This window comes from Flavobacterium sp. TR2 (genome assembly GCF_025252405.1).
Taxonomy (GTDB): Bacteria; Bacteroidota; Bacteroidia; order Flavobacteriales; family Flavobacteriaceae; genus Flavobacterium.
In genome coordinates this window covers 2,154,950-2,171,335 of sequence record NZ_CP104307.1, presented here as the reverse complement: position 1 = coordinate 2,171,335, position 16,386 = coordinate 2,154,950, and the positions used below count along the sequence as shown (strand labels likewise).

15 protein-coding genes are annotated in these 16,386 nt (G+C 34.1%); 4 read left to right on the top strand and 11 right to left on the bottom strand.

Translation table 11 applies throughout. The features are described from left to right. Window position 1: 1 nt before the first annotated feature. Entirely contained in the window at window positions 2–3,289 is a 3,288-nt protein-coding gene (locus N4T20_RS09835; protein WP_260672844.1) for a SusC/RagA family TonB-linked outer membrane protein, read from the bottom strand. Window positions 3,290–3,950: 661 nt separating this feature from the next. On the opposite strand from N4T20_RS09835, the gene N4T20_RS09830 reads away from it, so the two are divergent. After that, complete coding sequence (locus N4T20_RS09830; protein WP_260672843.1) at window positions 3,951–4,613, top strand: ribonuclease HII; 663 nt, start codon at window positions 3,951–3,953, stop codon at window positions 4,611–4,613. 49 nt (window positions 4,614–4,662) lie between these two features. Here N4T20_RS09830 and N4T20_RS09825 read toward each other — a convergent pair whose 3' ends face one another. The 4 genes from N4T20_RS09825 to N4T20_RS09810 all read right to left on the bottom strand — a co-directional run bounded on the left by N4T20_RS09825 (window position 4,663) and on the right by N4T20_RS09810 (window position 8,129). Next, a complete protein-coding gene (locus N4T20_RS09825) occupies window positions 4,663–5,514 on the bottom strand; it encodes a nuclear transport factor 2 family protein (protein WP_260672842.1) in 852 nt (283 codons plus the stop codon). A gap of 288 nt (window positions 5,515–5,802) precedes the next feature. After that, the gene (gene lipB / locus N4T20_RS09820; RefSeq protein WP_260672841.1) at window positions 5,803–6,501 is read right to left on the bottom strand and encodes a lipoyl(octanoyl) transferase LipB; all 699 of its coding nucleotides are present in this window, start codon (window positions 6,499–6,501) and stop codon (window positions 5,803–5,805) included. A gap of 5 nt (window positions 6,502–6,506) precedes the next feature. Next, window positions 6,507–7,259 (bottom strand): hypothetical protein, encoded by a 753-nt coding sequence (locus tag N4T20_RS09815; protein WP_260672840.1) that lies wholly within the window; start codon window positions 7,257–7,259, stop codon window positions 6,507–6,509. A gap of 66 nt (window positions 7,260–7,325) precedes the next feature. Further along, window positions 7,326–8,129 (bottom strand): hypothetical protein, encoded by an 804-nt coding sequence (locus N4T20_RS09810; protein ID WP_260672839.1) that lies wholly within the window; start codon window positions 8,127–8,129, stop codon window positions 7,326–7,328. Window positions 8,130–8,422: 293 nt separating this feature from the next. Here N4T20_RS09810 and lysS point away from each other — a divergent pair, with 293 nt between their 5' ends. Then, window positions 8,423–10,126: a lysine--tRNA ligase gene (lysS, locus tag N4T20_RS09805; protein WP_119789452.1), complete on the top strand. Its 1,704-nt coding sequence runs from the start codon at window positions 8,423–8,425 to the stop codon at window positions 10,124–10,126. Between the two features lie 92 nt (window positions 10,127–10,218). After that, window positions 10,219–10,359: a hypothetical protein gene (locus tag N4T20_RS09800; protein ID WP_260672838.1), complete on the top strand. Its 141-nt coding sequence runs from the start codon at window positions 10,219–10,221 to the stop codon at window positions 10,357–10,359. Window positions 10,360–10,417: 58 nt separating this feature from the next. On the opposite strand, the gene N4T20_RS09795 is transcribed toward N4T20_RS09800, so the two are convergent. Beyond that, the gene (locus N4T20_RS09795) at window positions 10,418–11,014 is read right to left on the bottom strand and encodes a hypothetical protein (RefSeq protein WP_260672837.1); all 597 of its coding nucleotides are present in this window, start codon (window positions 11,012–11,014) and stop codon (window positions 10,418–10,420) included. Window positions 11,015–11,041: 27 nt separating this feature from the next. Next, window positions 11,042–12,043: a 2-hydroxyacid dehydrogenase gene (locus N4T20_RS09790; RefSeq protein ID WP_260672836.1), complete on the bottom strand. Its 1,002-nt coding sequence runs from the start codon at window positions 12,041–12,043 to the stop codon at window positions 11,042–11,044. 190 nt (window positions 12,044–12,233) lie between these two features. On the opposite strand from N4T20_RS09790, the gene N4T20_RS09785 reads away from it, so the two are divergent. After that, window positions 12,234–12,674 carry a hypothetical protein gene (locus tag N4T20_RS09785; RefSeq protein ID WP_260672835.1) on the top strand — a complete coding sequence of 147 codons (441 nt, stop codon included), beginning with the start codon at window positions 12,234–12,236 and terminating at the stop codon, window positions 12,672–12,674. Window positions 12,675–12,719: 45 nt separating this feature from the next. Here N4T20_RS09785 and hemL read toward each other — a convergent pair whose 3' ends face one another. The 4 genes from hemL to N4T20_RS09765 all read right to left on the bottom strand — a co-directional run bounded on the left by hemL (window position 12,720) and on the right by N4T20_RS09765 (window position 16,303). Continuing rightward, complete coding sequence (gene hemL / locus N4T20_RS09780) at window positions 12,720–14,006, bottom strand: glutamate-1-semialdehyde 2,1-aminomutase (RefSeq protein WP_260672834.1); 1,287 nt, start codon at window positions 14,004–14,006, stop codon at window positions 12,720–12,722. A gap of 75 nt (window positions 14,007–14,081) precedes the next feature. Then, window positions 14,082–14,981, bottom strand: a complete 900-nt coding sequence (locus N4T20_RS09775) for a glucosaminidase domain-containing protein (protein WP_260672833.1) — start codon at window positions 14,979–14,981, stop codon at window positions 14,082–14,084. Beyond that, window positions 14,974–15,882 carry a 1-aminocyclopropane-1-carboxylate deaminase/D-cysteine desulfhydrase gene (locus N4T20_RS09770; RefSeq protein WP_260672832.1) on the bottom strand — a complete coding sequence of 303 codons (909 nt, stop codon included), beginning with the start codon at window positions 15,880–15,882 and terminating at the stop codon, window positions 14,974–14,976. Before N4T20_RS09770 ends, N4T20_RS09775 begins: the two co-directional genes overlap by 8 nt. Before the next feature lie 79 nt (window positions 15,883–15,961). Further along, the gene (locus N4T20_RS09765; protein WP_260672831.1) at window positions 15,962–16,303 is read right to left on the bottom strand and encodes a hypothetical protein; all 342 of its coding nucleotides are present in this window, start codon (window positions 16,301–16,303) and stop codon (window positions 15,962–15,964) included. Window positions 16,304–16,386: the final 83 nt, after the last annotated feature.

Below are 16,386 nucleotides of genomic sequence, written 5' to 3'. Positions count from 1 at the left end.
TTTAAAATTTTAATGTTAGGTTACAACCAATATTTCTTGTTGTCGGAAGTGAACCTCCTGAATAACCTGATGATAAGTTACCTGAACTTATACCACTTTCTGGATCTGCATCTGGAAGATTTTTACTGATGATCCATAAGTTAGAACCTATTAAAGAAAGACGTAAATCATTCAAACCTGCTTTAGCTACAAATTGTTTAGGGAAGCTATAAGTGATGCTTACCTCTCTTAATTTCACATAACTTGCATCGTAAACAAATGCTTTTTGCGGATTGTTGTTGTAACCATAAATACTTCCAGCTACTTCAGGACTTGGTGTTCTTGTAGTGTTAGTAGTTCCGTCTTCATTTACTCCTGGTAAAATAACACCTCCACCATTAGCTAATGTATTTCTTACAGGATTTCCAAGTTCGTTGTTTCCTGCAGTAGAAGTATACAAACCAGAGCTTTGTCCATAATATTGGTCAAGAGAGAAAATATCTCCTCCTTTTTGAACATCAATTAAGAAACCTAGAGAAACTTGTTTGTAAGTAAATTTATTACGAACACCACCAATCCAATCTGGAGTAATGTTACCAATTACATTATTAGTAGTCGCAGTTTGCAAATACACTCCATTTTTAGTCACTCTTTGTCCGTCTGCACTGTAGATATAATCTTTTCCAAGAATGTCTCCATAAGCGTGTCCTTTTGTACCTACGATACTAACACCACCTTGGAATGTACCAATTGTTAAAACATCAACACCTGGTGCTAAAGCTACAACTGTATTCTCGTTTTTAGACCAGTTTACGTTAATATCCCATTGGAAATCTTTTGTTCTAAAAGGAGTTGCATTGAATACTACCTCAATACCTTTATTTTCTACTGATCCTGCGTTTACGTATCTAGCAGAGTTACCTGTTGCAGTAGAATAATCTACCGGGAAAATTTGATCTTCACTTAAACTTTTATAAACACTTACATCAAAACCTAATCTTCTTTCAAAGAATTGCATCTCTAAACCAAGCTCTTTAGATGTAGTTTTTACAGGGTGTAAATCTGGGTTATTAGCAGTATTCGGTCTTGAATAAAGCTGGTTTGAACCAAATGGATTAAATTTAGTAAATACATCTTGCAATGCATAAAGATCTACACTTCCTTGTGGGTTCTCAGCATAACTTGCTCTTAATTTACCGAAACTTAACCACGGTCTATTGATATGACTTGTGAAAACATAACTTCCAGAAACAGAGTATGTATTAACATCATTATTGTCTTTTGGCAACATAGAGAATGCATCATTACGTACCGTTCCTTCTACATAAAGGAAATCTCTGAATCCTAATGAAGCAGACGCATAAATACTGTTTACTGCTGAATTATCTTCAGTCTCAACTGGAAATGGAGAAGGATTCACAGAATTTGACAATGCATAGATTCCAGGAATAATAAGTCCTCCATCTGTAGAAGCTAATGTAGAAATACGTCTTGTTCTTAAAGCATTATAACCTGCTAAACCTGTCAATGTAAAATCTTCAGTAATTTTTTTATTGAAGTTTAATGTTAACTGATAGTTTTGCTCAGAAAACATACCTGTATATTTTTGGTATCCTGATCCAACTGCCAAACGGTTAATTCCGAACGTTCCAGCCAAAGATCCTACCGCTTTTCTCTCTTCACGCAATTCTGAATAAGAATCTGTACTTATTTTTCCAGTGGCGTTTAACCAATCTGTAAATTTATAATCTAACTGACCATAACCGATGAAACGATTTCTTTCGTCTGTTTGATAATTTTTATATCTTGTAAAATATGGGTTATCCCAATATTTAGGATTTGTATTTCCATTAGCAGGATCTGCCATATTCCATGAAATATTTTGTCCTCCTGAATTGTTAAAAGCTTCTTTTTGAGATTGAATATCAACGTTTGTTCCCCACCATTGACGGAATAAACCTGCAACGTTATCACCACCGTAACCAGTAGTATTTCTACCCATTGTAGTTTGTGCTAAATAATTTGCAAAAACACTTGCAGATAATTTATCCGTTAATTTGTGGTTGAATTTAATACTTGCATTATTTTTCTTCAATTCACTATTTGGCAAAATACCATTCTCTTTATAGTTGTTGTAATTGATAACAAAGTTGCTCTTATCTGTACCACCTTCAAAAGAGATTGAGTTATTGAATGTTTGAGCTGTTTGAAAAAATGTAATTGGACCATTTTTAGCAGCTACCCATGGAGATTTTTGTCCAAATTTTGAAGAATATGGAGTATAAGATTCCCAAGTATAAACAGAAAGATTCGGGTCAAACGCAACACCATAAGAAGCATCGTCTGTAGTGCTTACTACTTGGTTACCATTTTTATCTATAACAAAAAATGCACCTGTTGGCCCAACTGGAGTCCCTTTTGGGTTACCATTGGCATCGTAAGTTGGTCCATAACCTTGTCCATATTTGTTTTGGTAAACAGGGAAAGTCTTTTTATCAACTGATCCAACTCCAAACTCACTAGATATAGTAATTCCCATACCTTGTTGAGCTTTTCCTTTTTTAGTAGTAATCATAATTACACCATTACCAGCTTGGAACCCGTATAAAGCAGATGCAGCAGCACCTTTCAATATATTCAATGATTCAATATCATCAGGATTAATATCCATACCAGCATTACCGTAATCATAAGTATTACGAGCTCCAGTTGTTTGCGAACCTTGGCTCGAATTCACGTTTGAGTTATTAATAGGCATACCATCAATAACGATAAGCATTTGGTTATTTCCAGTAAGGTTTTTAACACCTCTTGAAACTACGTTTGTAGATCCACCAAAGTTTGTATTTTTTCTAATGTATACCCCGGCAGCTTTACCAGAAAGATCGTTAAGGAAGTTTGCACTTGTAGTTCCCCCAACTAAATCGGCTCCTTTTATTTCCTGAGTAGAATACCCCAGAGCTTTTTTCTCTCTCTTAATACCTAATGCAGTTACTACTACACCTTCTAGCTCAAGAGATGAACTTGTTAATTTTGCATTTACTGAAGTTGAACTTGCTGCAATTTCTTGGCTTTTCATTCCAATGTAAGTAAATACCAAGATTTGATTTGGGGATGCTTTGATAGAATATTTTCCATCAAAATCTGTTTGTGTTCCATTTTTTGTCCCCTTAACTAAAACACTTACACCTGGCAAAGGCAGTCCATCGTTATCGGAAACAATTCCTGAAACAGCTCTTTCTTGCGCAAAGGTAAGTTGCGCTACAAGCACTAATAATAGCACTAAGAATCCATTAAACTTTAGTTTCATTTTATAAATTTTGAATTAGTAAGTCGCAAACATCTTAATATTTTCTTAAAACAACAATGCGGTTTTCAGGTACAGCTTAACCATTTTTTAATATTTCTTTAACATCTGTTTTTTTAAAAATATTTAATTAGCAGAAAATTAACACTATACATAATTTTATGCGTAAAATACTGTATTTTTGTTAATCAAAATATTAACATTTAATTAACATTTAAAATAAGAATAACCTTAAAAAAATGAAGAATTTTTTAAAAAAAAGACAGGAATAATCCTATAAAAAAACACAGAAAATAAAACATTTTCAATTGAGAATGTTTTATTCATGCTTTTTTTACATTTGCAGCTCATTAATTTAACATAAGAAATTGTAAATCAATTCTTCTAAGTTCTACAAATACTTGTTTTTTGCCCTTTATCTTCCATTTTTAGAAAATTCATAATTGAATATCTTTCAAAAAAAATCATAAAACTTAAGAGTTTCTCTTGTTTTTACAAGGAATCACAGATTTAAACTCATTTTAAAAATCAACAAAATATACACCAATTTGACTCGTCAAATAGGACAGTTTCAAAAACGCAACACACCTCTTTATTCCTTTTATATTTGCTCATGATTTTTAGAAAAAAAAGTAGCATATTTGCTTTTTTTAAAACCTAAAAAATGCTCGAAAAAAATTTCTCCGGATTTATTTTAGAAACTGGAACCGATGAAGCTGGAAGAGGATGTCTGGCTGGTCCGGTTACTGCCGCAGCAATAATTTTACCCGAACATTTTGAGAATAAAATTCTAAACGACAGTAAACAATTGTCTGAAAAAACGAGAGCGCTTTTAAGGCCTGTTCTTGAAAAAGAAGCTGTATGTTTTGCTGTCGCGCATTTGTTTCCAGACGAAATTGACGAAATAAACATTTTAAACGCTTCAATGAAAGGAATGCAGGAATGCATTTTGAAACTGAAACACGTTCCCGAATATATCATAGTTGACGGAAATCGCTCTTTAAATGCTAAACTTGGCCTTAAAAATACTTTTGGGAAACAATTCTCTCAAGACGAAATTGCGCTTTTAAAATCGATCCCGAATCAAAGTATCATAAAAGGCGATGGGAAATACTTAAGCATTGCCGCCGCATCTGTTTTAGCTAAGACGTATCGCGACGAATATATGGATAAAATTCATGAAGAGTTTCCGATGTATAACTGGAAACAAAATAAAGGATATCCAACCAAGGAACATCGCGAAGCGATTAAAGAATTCGGAACTACAAAATATCACAGAATGAGTTTTAGGCTTTTGCCTGAACAATTGGAACTCGATTTATTTTAATAAAAAAAAACGACCCATCAGGTCGTTTTTCGCTTTTCACTTTTATTTCTTACTTCTTACTTTTTAAAAACTCTGCAAATTGTTTTGTGTCGTAATAAAAAGGTCTTACCGCTATAATTTTCCCGTCTTTCAAATCGAAATGTTCTGAAATTGGAACTGACATTGTTTTGCCAGATTTTTTAGATTTGCAGCTCATTGTAAAATAAATGATTACTTCATTTTTAGAAGCATCGCTGAAATAAGTTGGTTCTTTCTCTATCTGAAGATCAAAAAATTCTGCTGATTTTGCAAACATTTTTGTCCATTCGCTAAAACCAGTATAAGTTCCCCCATAAGGTAAACCAGCTGCCTGATTGTAAACAGCCCCGTCTGCAACTACGCCAGCCAAAGCATCAAAATCTTTTGTTTTAAAAAGGCTTTCGTAATATTTTGCTACAACTTTTAAATTCTCTGCTTCCAAGTTTTTCAAAATATCAGCTTCAGACAAAGTTACTCCTTTATCCCAGAAACCAATAATTTTGCTCACCTGTCCTTTGCCATTTAAACGCGCAAAATCACGCCCTGCCATGATAAGGTTATTTTTGGAATCTAGAACTTTCCATTCCCAGGTTACGTAGTTGTCTTTTACAATTTTTGGCCCTGATGTTAATACTGCATCTGGATTTTTCTTGTAAAATTCGTTGATAACATTGTTAAATGCCGCAATTCCTTTTATTGAAGCCGAAGGATCTTCAAAAGTGCTGTCTTCCAACCAAATTGATTTAATCATCTTTAATCTGGTATCGCTATTTTTCTCCTGCCATACTTTTTCATAAACTTCAACAGGATATAGTTTGTCTTTCTTTTGAGCAAAAAGGCTATTAAGCACAAAAAGGAAACAGAATAAGTAGATTTTTCTCATAAGCAATCTGAAATTAAAATGAATTTTAAATTTTAATGTACAAAACCAAATTTAGCATAAATAGCTAAGAGAATTACAAGCAGTCTTGAATTTGCCATCCCAACAAAATCTTAACTTTTGCGGAATGGTTTTTCAGATTTTTCAATATAAATTTAAGAAAAAAACGCTTTCTATTAAAAAAACAGCCCCTATTTCCTTATTCAAGACTGTGGCGAAAATCATATTCAAACAAAAAACCCGTTTCAAACGAATGCTTGAAACGGGATATTTTTTATTAGTTTTTTCTTTTTAAACAAACTCAGCTTCAAACAGCTCAGTTAAATGTTTGATGATTTTAGATTTTACTTCGTCTTCATCTACTTTCTCTACACCAAGTTCTACATTTAAAGATGTAACGCCTTTTCCTCGAATACCGCAAGGAATAATATTATCAAAATAACCTAAATCGACATTGACATTTAAGGCAAAACCGTGCATGGTCACCCAACGTGAAGCGCGAACACCCATTGCACAAATTTTACGGGCAAACGGAGTTCCCACACCAAGCCAAACGCCTGTTTCTCCATCACTTCTTCCCGATTCTAAACCATATTCAGCCAAAGTCAGAATAATAGATTCTTCCAGCAAACGCAGGTATTTATGAATATCAGTAAAAAAATTCTCCAAATCCAAAATCGGATATCCCACAATCTGTCCTGGTCCGTGATAGGTAATATCGCCTCCGCGATTAATTTTGTAAAATGTAGCTCCTTTAGCCTCGAGCTGTTTTTCGTTTAATAATAAGTTTTCAAGATCACCGCTTTTCCCTAATGTATACACGTGAGGGTGTTCTACAAAAAGCAAATAATTTGGCGTTGGCAGATCTAGCTCTTCTCTTCTGTTCTTGATTTTTAAATCGACTATATCTTTAAAAATTTCTTCCTGATATTCCCAAGTCGATTTATAGTCTTTTTTGCCCAGATCCTGAAGTTGGATTTTTTTATTCATTTTAATTATTTTTCAAACTCAACATCAAAGTTCAGTTTGTCAGGATTCTCCATATAATCCGTAAAAGAGTATTGAATTGTAATTGATTTTCGATCGTCGCTAAACAATGCGCTTGGATTAGAAACTTTCTTTATTTTTTTTGGAAAATGATAATTTACAACATAACTAGACGAAGCAAACATCATTTTAGTCATATCAGCAGCCGTATCTTTAGCCTTAGCAGCCTGCAGTTTCTGCTGATCGACTACTGCTTTTCTTGTAAATTTCTTTCCGTCATAAGTATAGCTTAATTTACTTTTATTATCTCCAAAACCATTTCCAAGTGGAGTTGCATTTGCTCCGCCTTCTAATTTTTGAAATGTGCTTAAAGTCTGTAAAACATCTTGAAGTTCATTGACATTTTTAAAATCAGTTGCCAATGTCATTAAAAACTGCTTTTTCTCAGAGCTCATTTTGGTAGATACCACAAAATTCTCAAGCTTTTTAAGCTCTTTCTGACTTTCTGGCGATAGCTTTGCAATACTGTCTTTTTTTTCTTCAAACATTTTTTTGAAAGTAAAAGTAGTATCTAACTCTTTTTTAGCATCTCCCATTTGACCCGCAATCTGATCGCCGGCCATTTCCATTAAAGCAGAACCATCCATATCAACCGAAAATTTTCCAGTTCCGTTATCATTGATGTAAATGTTTTCTGTAAAAGTGCAGCTAGTTAACGTTGCTATTAAAAAAGAAAGACTCAGTAATTTATATAATTTCATCGCAGTATATTTTTATCAAAGATACAAAGACTATTTTTAAAAAAGCATTTTATTGAAAACCTTCAATTATTGTTCAAATTCTACTTTGAAGCCAAAATCTACACTGCTTTCCTGCATATTGCCTAACGGAATTTCGGCTGTAAAGCTTTTTCTATCTGCTGCTATTACAGCATTTTTTATCGACAGGGTTTTAATCTTTTTAGGAAAATGATATTCGGCTATATATTTACACTCCTTCATCATTTCTTCTATTTTTTTTGAAAATGGATCATCACCGTTTTCTTTCTTAGCCACTTTCTTCTTTTTAGCTTTTTTATCATTTGCAGAAGGAGTAATTGTTTTAATAAAAACCTTGCCATCATAAAAAATAGTTGAGGTTGATTTTTCTTCTGGCTTTGGAGCAGCACTTAGAGCTCCTAATCTTTTTTTGTCAGCCGCCGCCAGCGCTTCTAAACTTTCGGCAGGTGTTGCAATCGTTTTAAAATCTGTTCCGCTAGGAAAATCAATTGCCATACTATATTCAAATTGCTTTTTTTCGTCGTTAACTTTTATGCTTACTGTAAAATTCTCTAGAAGTTCAAGTTTCTCTTTTTCTTTCTCCAGCTGTTCTATTTTTTCTTTATCAGCATCTGGCAATTTAGAAATACTGTCTTTTATTTTGGCCAACACGTCTTTGAAAGTAAAAGTAGTGTCTAAGACTTTATTGACTTTAGCAGAATCTGCTTTTTTCATACCTAGTTTATACATCGGAGACATATCAAAGCCATAAGACAAAGTTCCAGATCCATCTTCATTCAAGATCATCTTTTCCTTAAGCGTGCAGCTTGCAATACAAAATACAATAAAAAAGCAAAGTAAAATTCTTTTCATAATTGAGGTTTAAGTTGTTTAAGCGAAGATACCTTCTTTTGATAATTATTTTAGTCCTATTTAAAACAAGTTCAAATTCGTTATTTAAGATTTCGCACAAAAACCTACATATCAAAACATTAACCTTTAAGCATATTCCATATTTGCCAAAAACTAATCGTTTCCAACAACGATCAATGCTGCTAAAGATGATTGAAACCCAATAAATTGATGTCACAAAAAATCTAAAAACTGCATTCTAAAATCTGCATTCTTTTCTTTATCTTTGCACACTTAAAAAAAATAGCGCAAAAATGGCATTATCAGAACAAGAAATCATCAGAAGAGAAAAACTTCAAAACTTACGCAATCTGGGAATCAATCCTTATCCAGCTAATCTTTTTCCTGTAAATCACACTTCGAAGCAGATAAAGGAAACTTTTGAGGAAGGTAAGAAGGTTATCGTTGCAGGACGTTTGATGAGTGTTCGTGATCAAGGTAAAGCTTGTTTTGCTGAACTGCAAGACAGCGAAGGGCGTATTCAATTGTACGTGAATCGTGATGTTTTGTGCGAAGGTGACGATAAAACTTTATACAACCAAGTATTCAAAAAACTAACCGATTTAGGAGATTTTATTGGTATTGAAGGTGAATTGTTTACTACACAAGTTGGTGCAAAATGTATTCGTGTAACTGGTTTTACTTTCTTGAGTAAAACATTGCGTCCGTTGCCTTTACCAAAGGTTGACGAAGACGGAAAAGTTCACGATGCTTTCAACGACGCTGAATTGCGTTATAGAATGCGTTATGTAGATCTAACTGTAAATCCGCAGGTTAAAGAAACTTTCCTTAAAAGAACTAAACTGTTCACTGCAATGAGAGAGTATTTTAACAATGCAGGATATCTTGAAGTGGATACTCCAGTTTTACAGTCAATTCCTGGTGGAGCTTCGGCAAGACCATTTATTACGCACCACAACTCGCTTGATATTCCGCTTTATATGCGCATTGCGAATGAGTTATACTTAAAAAGATTAATTGTTGGTGGATTTGAAGGTGTTTATGAGTTCTCTAGAAACTTCCGTAACGAAGGAATGGACAGAACGCATAATCCTGAGTTTACTGCAATGGAAATATATGTAGCTTACAAAGACTACAACTGGATGATGGATTTTGCTGAAGGTTTATTGGAGCACTGTGCAATTGCTGTAAATGGCACAAGCGAAGTTACTTTTGGCGAGCACAAAATCAACTTTAAAGCGCCTTATGCACGTGTTACAATGACCGATTCTATCAAACATTTTACTGGTTTTGATATTTCTGGCAAAACAGAGCAGGAATTGTTTGAAGCTGCAAGAGGAATGGGAATCGAGGTTGACGAAACAATGGGTAAAGGAAAATTAATCGATGAGATTTTCGGAGCAAAATGTGAAGGAAATTATATTCAGCCAACTTTCATTACAGATTATCCTAAAGAAATGTCTCCGCTTTGTAAAGAACACCGCGACAATCCAGATTTGACTGAGCGTTTTGAATTAATGGTTTGCGGTAAAGAAATTGCAAATGCTTATTCTGAATTAAACGACCCAATCGACCAAAGAGAGCGTTTTGAAGATCAAATGCGTCTTTCTGAAAAAGGTGATGATGAAGCAAACGGAATTATCGACGAAGATTTCTTAAGAGCTCTTGAGTACGGTATGCCTCCAACTTCTGGTATGGGAATTGGAATGGATCGTTTGATTATGTATTTGACAAACAATGCTTCTATTCAGGAAGTTTTATTGTTCCCACAAATGCGTCCGGAGAAAAAACAAGCTCAGATCGAATTGACAGAAGAAGAAAAAGTAATCGTGACTTTATTGAAAGGAAACGAAAATAAAATGGATTTGTCTCAGCTAAAAGTTTCAGCTAACTTAAGCGGTAAAAAATGGGATGCGTCTATGAAAAACTTATCTAAACACGGTTTGACTAAAGTTGTCGTTGACGGCGAGTTTAAATTTGTGGAATTGGTGGGGTAATTTTTTGTCTTATCTTATTATAAATACAGCTCAGTAGGTTTAAAACTGCTGAGCTTTTTTATTTAAATTACCTAAACAAAAATAACTTAACCATGAACAATCAAGAAATTTATCAATTAGATGAACATGAATTAGATATGCTTAAAGAAAGTGAAGACGATATAAAGCATGGAAGAGTTATTTCTCAAGAAGATTTAGATAAAGAAGATCTTGAATGGCTTTCTGAAGTCTGATGTTCAAACCCGACAGGTTTTAAAAACCTGTCGGGTTTTCTATTTAAAGACAATCTGTTTAAAACGAATACTTCTCCAATTTTCCCCCTTGAATATCCAAAACCTTTGTGCTTTCTTTTGGAACATCGCTTTTTATAACTTGCTGAACAGACGGATTGGACGGGTATTTTCCACTTTTCATTTTTAGGAGATGAAACTTCCCTCCGCTTTCAAATATCAAATCATAAAATTTTTCTGTTGATGAAGTGGTTACATAAATCGGAAAATCGGTTACTGTGAAATGATTGATCACACTTCCGTCGTTATTTAAAATATAACCCGAACAGCCTCCGCTTCCGCAGAAATAAGAATTTGAGAACCCAACCAAATATTCGTTCTTCTGATCATTATTTAAATCGAAAGCATCATAATAAAAGTAACGATTATCTTTGGTCATAGCTGGAATATCCTTTTTCAACAGCACGTTCAATTGCTTTCGAATGAGTTCTATGGCTTTGTCTTCTTTTGGAGTAGCTTCACTCAAATCTGCTGTTCCGCCAAGTGTTTTTGATAATGTGTCTTGAACAACCGTTTTTACAATATTTTTCGAATTATCTTTATTCTGACAAGAACTTAATGCCAAAATGCTAACTAGGATTAAAATTTTATTTTTCATACTTTAATATTTTAAATTCGTTATAATTTACACTAGTAAAGCTGCTTTATTTTCAATATCATTCTGCTTTAGCAATGATTTTATATTGTTAAAAGTCACCAAAGCAATCTGTGTCAGAGCCTCATTGGTAAAAAATGCCTGATGAGCAGTTACCAAAACATTTGGAAAACTCATCAAACGCTGAATCGCATCATCTTGTATAATATCTGCAGAAAGATCTCTAAAAAATAGTTTTTCTTCCTGTTCGTAAACATCAATCCCTAAATAACCTATTTTACCTTCTTTTAAACCTTCAATTACCGAAGAAGTTTCGATCAATCCTCCACGGCTTGTATTGATAATCATAACACTATCTTTCATAAAAGAAATTGAAGTTGTATTAATGACGTGTTTGGTCTGTTCGTTCAACGGGCAATGAAGCGAAATAATATCACTCGATTTAAAAATTTCTTCTAAACCTACGAAAGAAACGCCATCCTTTTTCATTTCTTCATTTTCCATAATATCATAAGCCAAAACTTTACAGCCAAAGCCTAGCGCAATTTTAGAAAATGCTTTTCCAATATTTCCAGTTCCAATAATTCCTATTGTCTTTCCGAATAAATCGAAACCCAACAAGCCATTTAAAGAAAAATTTTGCTCGCGAACCCTGTTATAAGCTTTGTGCGTTTTTCTATTTAATGTCAAAATCATCGCCATAGCGTGTTCAGCAACTGCCTGTGGCGAATATGCGGGAACACGGCAGACTTTTATGTTGTATTTTTTTGCCGTTTCTAAATCAACATTATTAAATCCGGCGCAACGCAAAGCAATTATTTTCACCTTTTTTTCTGCCAATTGCTTGATGACCGTTTCGTTTACAATATCATTTACAAAAACACAAACAATCTCGCATTCTTCAATTAAAGCCACAGTTTGCGGATTCAATTGCGTTTCAAAAAAATCCAACTGAAAACCAAAATCTTCGTTGTATTTGTTGAAAAACGTTTTATCGTAAGGCTGAGTAGAGAAAAAGGCAATTTTATTCATGGTTTTGGAATTGATTATTTCAAATTTCTTAATCCATTAAAAATAAGAAAATATTTTCAATGAACACTTAACAAAGCCACTAATCAACTACTCTTCAAATTGTTAAATAAAATATAATTTTTCAAAATCCAATTAAACCTGCTTTATTTAAAAAAGTCTAATCCCTATAAACAATTAAAAAACGTAAGACATGAAAAAATTATTTATCGCTGCTATGTTATTTGTTGGAATAGCAAGTTTTGCACAAGACATGAATCAAAAACCGACTCGTGAACAAAGAGAAAGAATGACTCCTGAGCAACGCAATGAGAAACAGCTTCAAAAACTGACTAAAGAATTAAGTTTAGATGCCAATCAACAAGCACAGGTGAAACAGCTTTTGGCAGATAGAAGCGCCAAAGCCGAAAAACTAAGAGATGCTCGCCAAGAGCAAAAAGAAAGTGGTACAAAACCACCTGCTGAAGAAAAAGCGGCTTTCAAAAAACAAATGGAAGACGAAATCGCAGCAAATGACGCCAAAATGAAATCGATCTTAAAAGCCGACCAATACACCAAATGGAAAGCGCTGCAAGAGGAGAGAAAAGACAAAATGAGAGAGAAAATGAAAGAGCGCAAAAATGACAAAATATAAATTTGACGCATAAAAAAAGAGGCTTTAGAAGCCTCTTTTTTTTATTTAAAATGTTTTTGAAACCTTATCAATCGCATTGATTGTAAAATCTAAATCTTCATAAGTCAATGCATCTGTAATAAACCACGTTTCGTATGCAGATGGCGCTATATAAACGCCTTCTTGCAGTAATCCGTGGAAGAATTTCTTAAACGTTTCGTTATCTCCTTTTGCAGCAGTTTGAAAATCGGTAACTGGATCTGCGTCAAAGTGAACAGAAATCATAGAGCCCACTCTATTGATTGTAAATACAACATTATTAGCTTTTAAAACCCTATCAATTCCTGCTTCTAAATAAGCTGTTTTTTCTTCTAAACGAGTAAAAATTTCTCTGTCTGAATCAAGCGCTTTCAACATTGCATATCCAGCAGCCATTGCCAACGGATTTCCTGACAATGTTCCTGCTTGATAAACTGGTCCAAGAGGCGCTAAATAATTCATGATTTCTTCTCTCGCAGCAAAAGCTCCAACCGGAAGTCCTCCGCCGATAACTTTTCCAAAAGTCACGATATCAGCATCAATTCCATACAATTCCTGAACTCCACCGCGAGCTAAACGGAAACCTGTCATAACCTCATCAAAAATCAATAAGATTCCGTTTGCTGTACACAATTCTCTCAAACCTTCTAAGAAACCTTTTGCAGGTGGAATACATCCCATATTTCCAGCAACTGCTTCAATAATAATCGCAGCAATTTCTCCTTTATTAGCTTCAACTAATGTTTTTACATTTTCTAAATCATTGTATTTTGCCAACAAAGTATCTTTTGCCGTTCCCTGCGTAACGCCTGGGCTATTTGGCGAACCAAAAGTTACAGCCCCGCTTCCAGCCTGAATCAAAAATGAATCTGAATGTCCGTGGTAGCAGCCTGCAAATTTGATGATTTTATCTCTTTTTGTAAATCCGCGAGCCAGACGAATTGCACTCATGCAAGCTTCTGTACCAGAATTTACAAAACGTATTTTATCAATATTCGGAACCATAGAAACGGCCAAAGCAGCAATTTCTGTTTCCAATTCTGTTGGCATTCCAAACGACGTTCCTAATTTTGCTTTTTCGATTACAGCATCTACAACCGGCTCATACGCGTGGCCTAAAACCATTGGCCCCCAAGAGTTGATATAATCGATTAATTTGTTTCCGTCTTCATCATATAAATAAGCGCCCTTAGCACTTTTTACAAAAATCGGAGTTCCGCCAACCGCTTTAAACGCTCTTACTGGCGAATTTACTCCTCCCGGAATTACTTTTTCTGCTTCAGCAAAAAGCTGACTACTTCTTTTATATAACATTTAATTTTAGATTTCTGATATTAGATTTTAGATTGTTTGAAACCTGAGACTGAACACTAAAAACCTGAATACTGATTACTTAACCTTAAGCCTCTGCCCGATTGAAATCGCATTATCAGTCAGATTATTTTTTCTCTTTAAATCTTCAACCAATAAATTGAATTTCTTTGAAATTGAATACAAAGTATCTCCTTTTTGAACCTCATATAAATTCGGATCGTATTGATTCATATTGATCTTCGGATCAGAAGCAACATCATACGATGCTTTTTTTTGTGGAGCCGAAGTATTAATTGGCACATAATTTCTTCCTGTAACCTGACAATCATATTGATGCAGATTGTAGCGCTCAATATAACTGATTAATTTATCAGGATATTTAGGATCTGTTGCGTAACCCGCTGCCCTTAAGCCTTTTGCCCAAGCTTTATAATCATCTTTTTCGTAAGTGAATAATGTCTCATATCTCTTTTTTCCAACCAAAAATAACGCGTGATCTCTATACGATTCTGAAGCCTGCGGATACTTTCTAAAGCATTCCTGAGCCGAATCATCGTCATGGCGGACACTTTCTCCCAGCCAATCTTTATGGCATTTTATTCCGAAATGATTATTGGCCTCAATAGCTAAATCGCCTTTTCCAGCACCCGACTCCAAAATTCCTTGCGCAAGAATAATACTCGCAGGAATTCCGTAAGTCTTCATATTTCCCATCGCAATATCTTTGTATTGCAGTATATAGTTGTTGATTAAATCGCTTGTAACAACTGTTTTTGATGTAGATTGAATAACCTCAGTTGTATTATTCGTGGAAGGGTAATTTTTACCAATTGGCTTAACAGGAGTATTTCTTTTTGCTGAAGCCGTTCGAGTTTGAACTGCTGCCGCTTTTTTAGTCGTCGCGATGGCAGGCTTACTAGAAGAGCAGCTTGCTAAAGCCAATATTACGAGAAGTAATACAATTTTTTTAATCATTGGTTTTAAGTATTGGTAATTTCTTCTGCTTCAACTTTATATTCATTCCGTCAATTCCCTGCAATCCGCCTGTGTGAATGAGTAGAATTTTTGAATTTGCAGGAAAATATTTTTTGCCGATTAAATCTATAACGCCAAAAACCATCTTCCCCGTATAAATTGGATCTAAAGGCACTTTTGTTTTTTCAAAAAAAGCATTAATAAATTCAATTAATTCTAAATTTATCTTGCCATAACCTCCAAAATGATAGTCAGAAATTAAATTCCAGTTATCTTTTTTTGCAAAAATACGAATTTCATCCTTTAAAAAGTCACCTTTTAAAGCTGGAAAACCCAAAATTTTCTGATTTAACAGCGAACTATTAATTAATCCCGAAATCGTGCCACCTGTTCCAACCGCACAGCAAACGTAATCGTAAGCCGAGTCCTCATCTGTCAAAATCTCTTCACAGCCCTTTACAGCTAATTCGTTTGTACCGCCTTCTGGAACCAAATAAAAATCGCCAAACTTGTTTTTAAGGTTTTCAACAAAAGATTCTTCACTCTTTAAACGATAATCTTCTCTCGAAATAAATTCAAATTGCATTCCGTTTTCCTGAGCAAATTTAAGCGTCGGATTTTCTTCGATTTTCTCCAAAAGTTCGTCTCCGCGAATGATTCCGATCGTTTTAAAACCCTGCTCTTTTCCTGCATAAGCCACCGCTGCAATATGATTGGAAAAAGCGCCGCCAAAAGTCAGTAAAGTGTCTTTATTTTCGGCTTTCGCCTGAAGCAAATTATATTTCAGCTTTCTGAATTTATTTCCCGAAACAAATGGATGAATTAAATCTTCGCGTTTAATTGTCAAAGAAATCGCATTCGGAAACTGAATATTTATGGATTGATTGAAAACTGGATTCATTTTTTTTAAGTTGAAAGTCAAAAGTCGAAAGTCAAAAGTTACAATTCATATCTGTTTTTTTATGCTTAAAGCTTATTGCCTATTGCTTATTGCTTTTCAGGTAATTCAAAAACTGAAAAAATGATCTTTTTTTGAGATAATTCAAATCGGTTTCGTTTGTATAGGCTTCCCTTTCAAAGCTGATGTTTCGGTAGGCCAAATCTTTGTTTTTGTATTGGATTAAACGAATTGAAAATTCCAAAACATACCAAATGAAAAATGGCAGAATCAGCATTTCCAGTTGTTGCCGCAAATGTATTTTTTCATGATTAACAAAAACTCCATTTGCTTTATCAAAATCATATTTCACCAAAACAAATGGAAATACAGCCATTCCTCGATATCCTTTTGGAATTAAATATTTGGCAACAATCAGAAACATTGGCTGTAAAATTTATAAATTTGTAGCTATAAAATTGTTCGATTTCAATAAAATCATAATCAAATATTTTTATTTTTGATTTT

What these genes read in the sequence shown, in the direction of transcription:
- N4T20_RS09775 (WP_260672833.1), bottom strand. Translation starts at nt 14,981, where the DNA reads ATGATTAAAAAAATTGTATTACTTCTCGTAATATTGGCTTTAGCAAGC.
- hemL (WP_260672834.1), bottom strand. Translation starts at nt 14,006, where the DNA reads ATGTTATATAAAAGAAGTAGTCAGCTTTTTGCTGAAGCAGAAAAAGTA.
- N4T20_RS09815 (WP_260672840.1), bottom strand. Translation starts at nt 7,259, where the DNA reads ATGAAATTATATAAATTACTGAGTCTTTCTTTTTTAATAGCAACGTTA.
- N4T20_RS09785 (WP_260672835.1), top strand. Translation starts at nt 12,234, where the DNA reads ATGAAAAAATTATTTATCGCTGCTATGTTATTTGTTGGAATAGCAAGT.
- N4T20_RS09825 (WP_260672842.1), bottom strand. Translation starts at nt 5,514, where the DNA reads ATGAGAAAAATCTACTTATTCTGTTTCCTTTTTGTGCTTAATAGCCTT.
- N4T20_RS09765 (WP_260672831.1), bottom strand. Translation starts at nt 16,303, where the DNA reads ATGTTTCTGATTGTTGCCAAATATTTAATTCCAAAAGGATATCGAGGA.
- N4T20_RS09770 (WP_260672832.1), bottom strand. Translation starts at nt 15,882, where the DNA reads ATGAATCCAGTTTTCAATCAATCCATAAATATTCAGTTTCCGAATGCG.
- N4T20_RS09810 (WP_260672839.1), bottom strand. Translation starts at nt 8,129, where the DNA reads ATGAAAAGAATTTTACTTTGCTTTTTTATTGTATTTTGTATTGCAAGC.
- N4T20_RS09790 (WP_260672836.1), bottom strand. Translation starts at nt 12,043, where the DNA reads ATGAATAAAATTGCCTTTTTCTCTACTCAGCCTTACGATAAAACGTTT.
- lysS (WP_119789452.1), top strand. Translation starts at nt 8,423, where the DNA reads ATGGCATTATCAGAACAAGAAATCATCAGAAGAGAAAAACTTCAAAAC.
- N4T20_RS09830 (WP_260672843.1), top strand. Translation starts at nt 3,951, where the DNA reads ATGCTCGAAAAAAATTTCTCCGGATTTATTTTAGAAACTGGAACCGAT.
- lipB (WP_260672841.1), bottom strand. Translation starts at nt 6,501, where the DNA reads ATGAATAAAAAAATCCAACTTCAGGATCTGGGCAAAAAAGACTATAAA.
- N4T20_RS09835 (WP_260672844.1), bottom strand. Translation starts at nt 3,289, where the DNA reads ATGAAACTAAAGTTTAATGGATTCTTAGTGCTATTATTAGTGCTTGTA.
- N4T20_RS09800 (WP_260672838.1), top strand. Translation starts at nt 10,219, where the DNA reads ATGAACAATCAAGAAATTTATCAATTAGATGAACATGAATTAGATATG.
- N4T20_RS09795 (WP_260672837.1), bottom strand. Translation starts at nt 11,014, where the DNA reads ATGAAAAATAAAATTTTAATCCTAGTTAGCATTTTGGCATTAAGTTCT.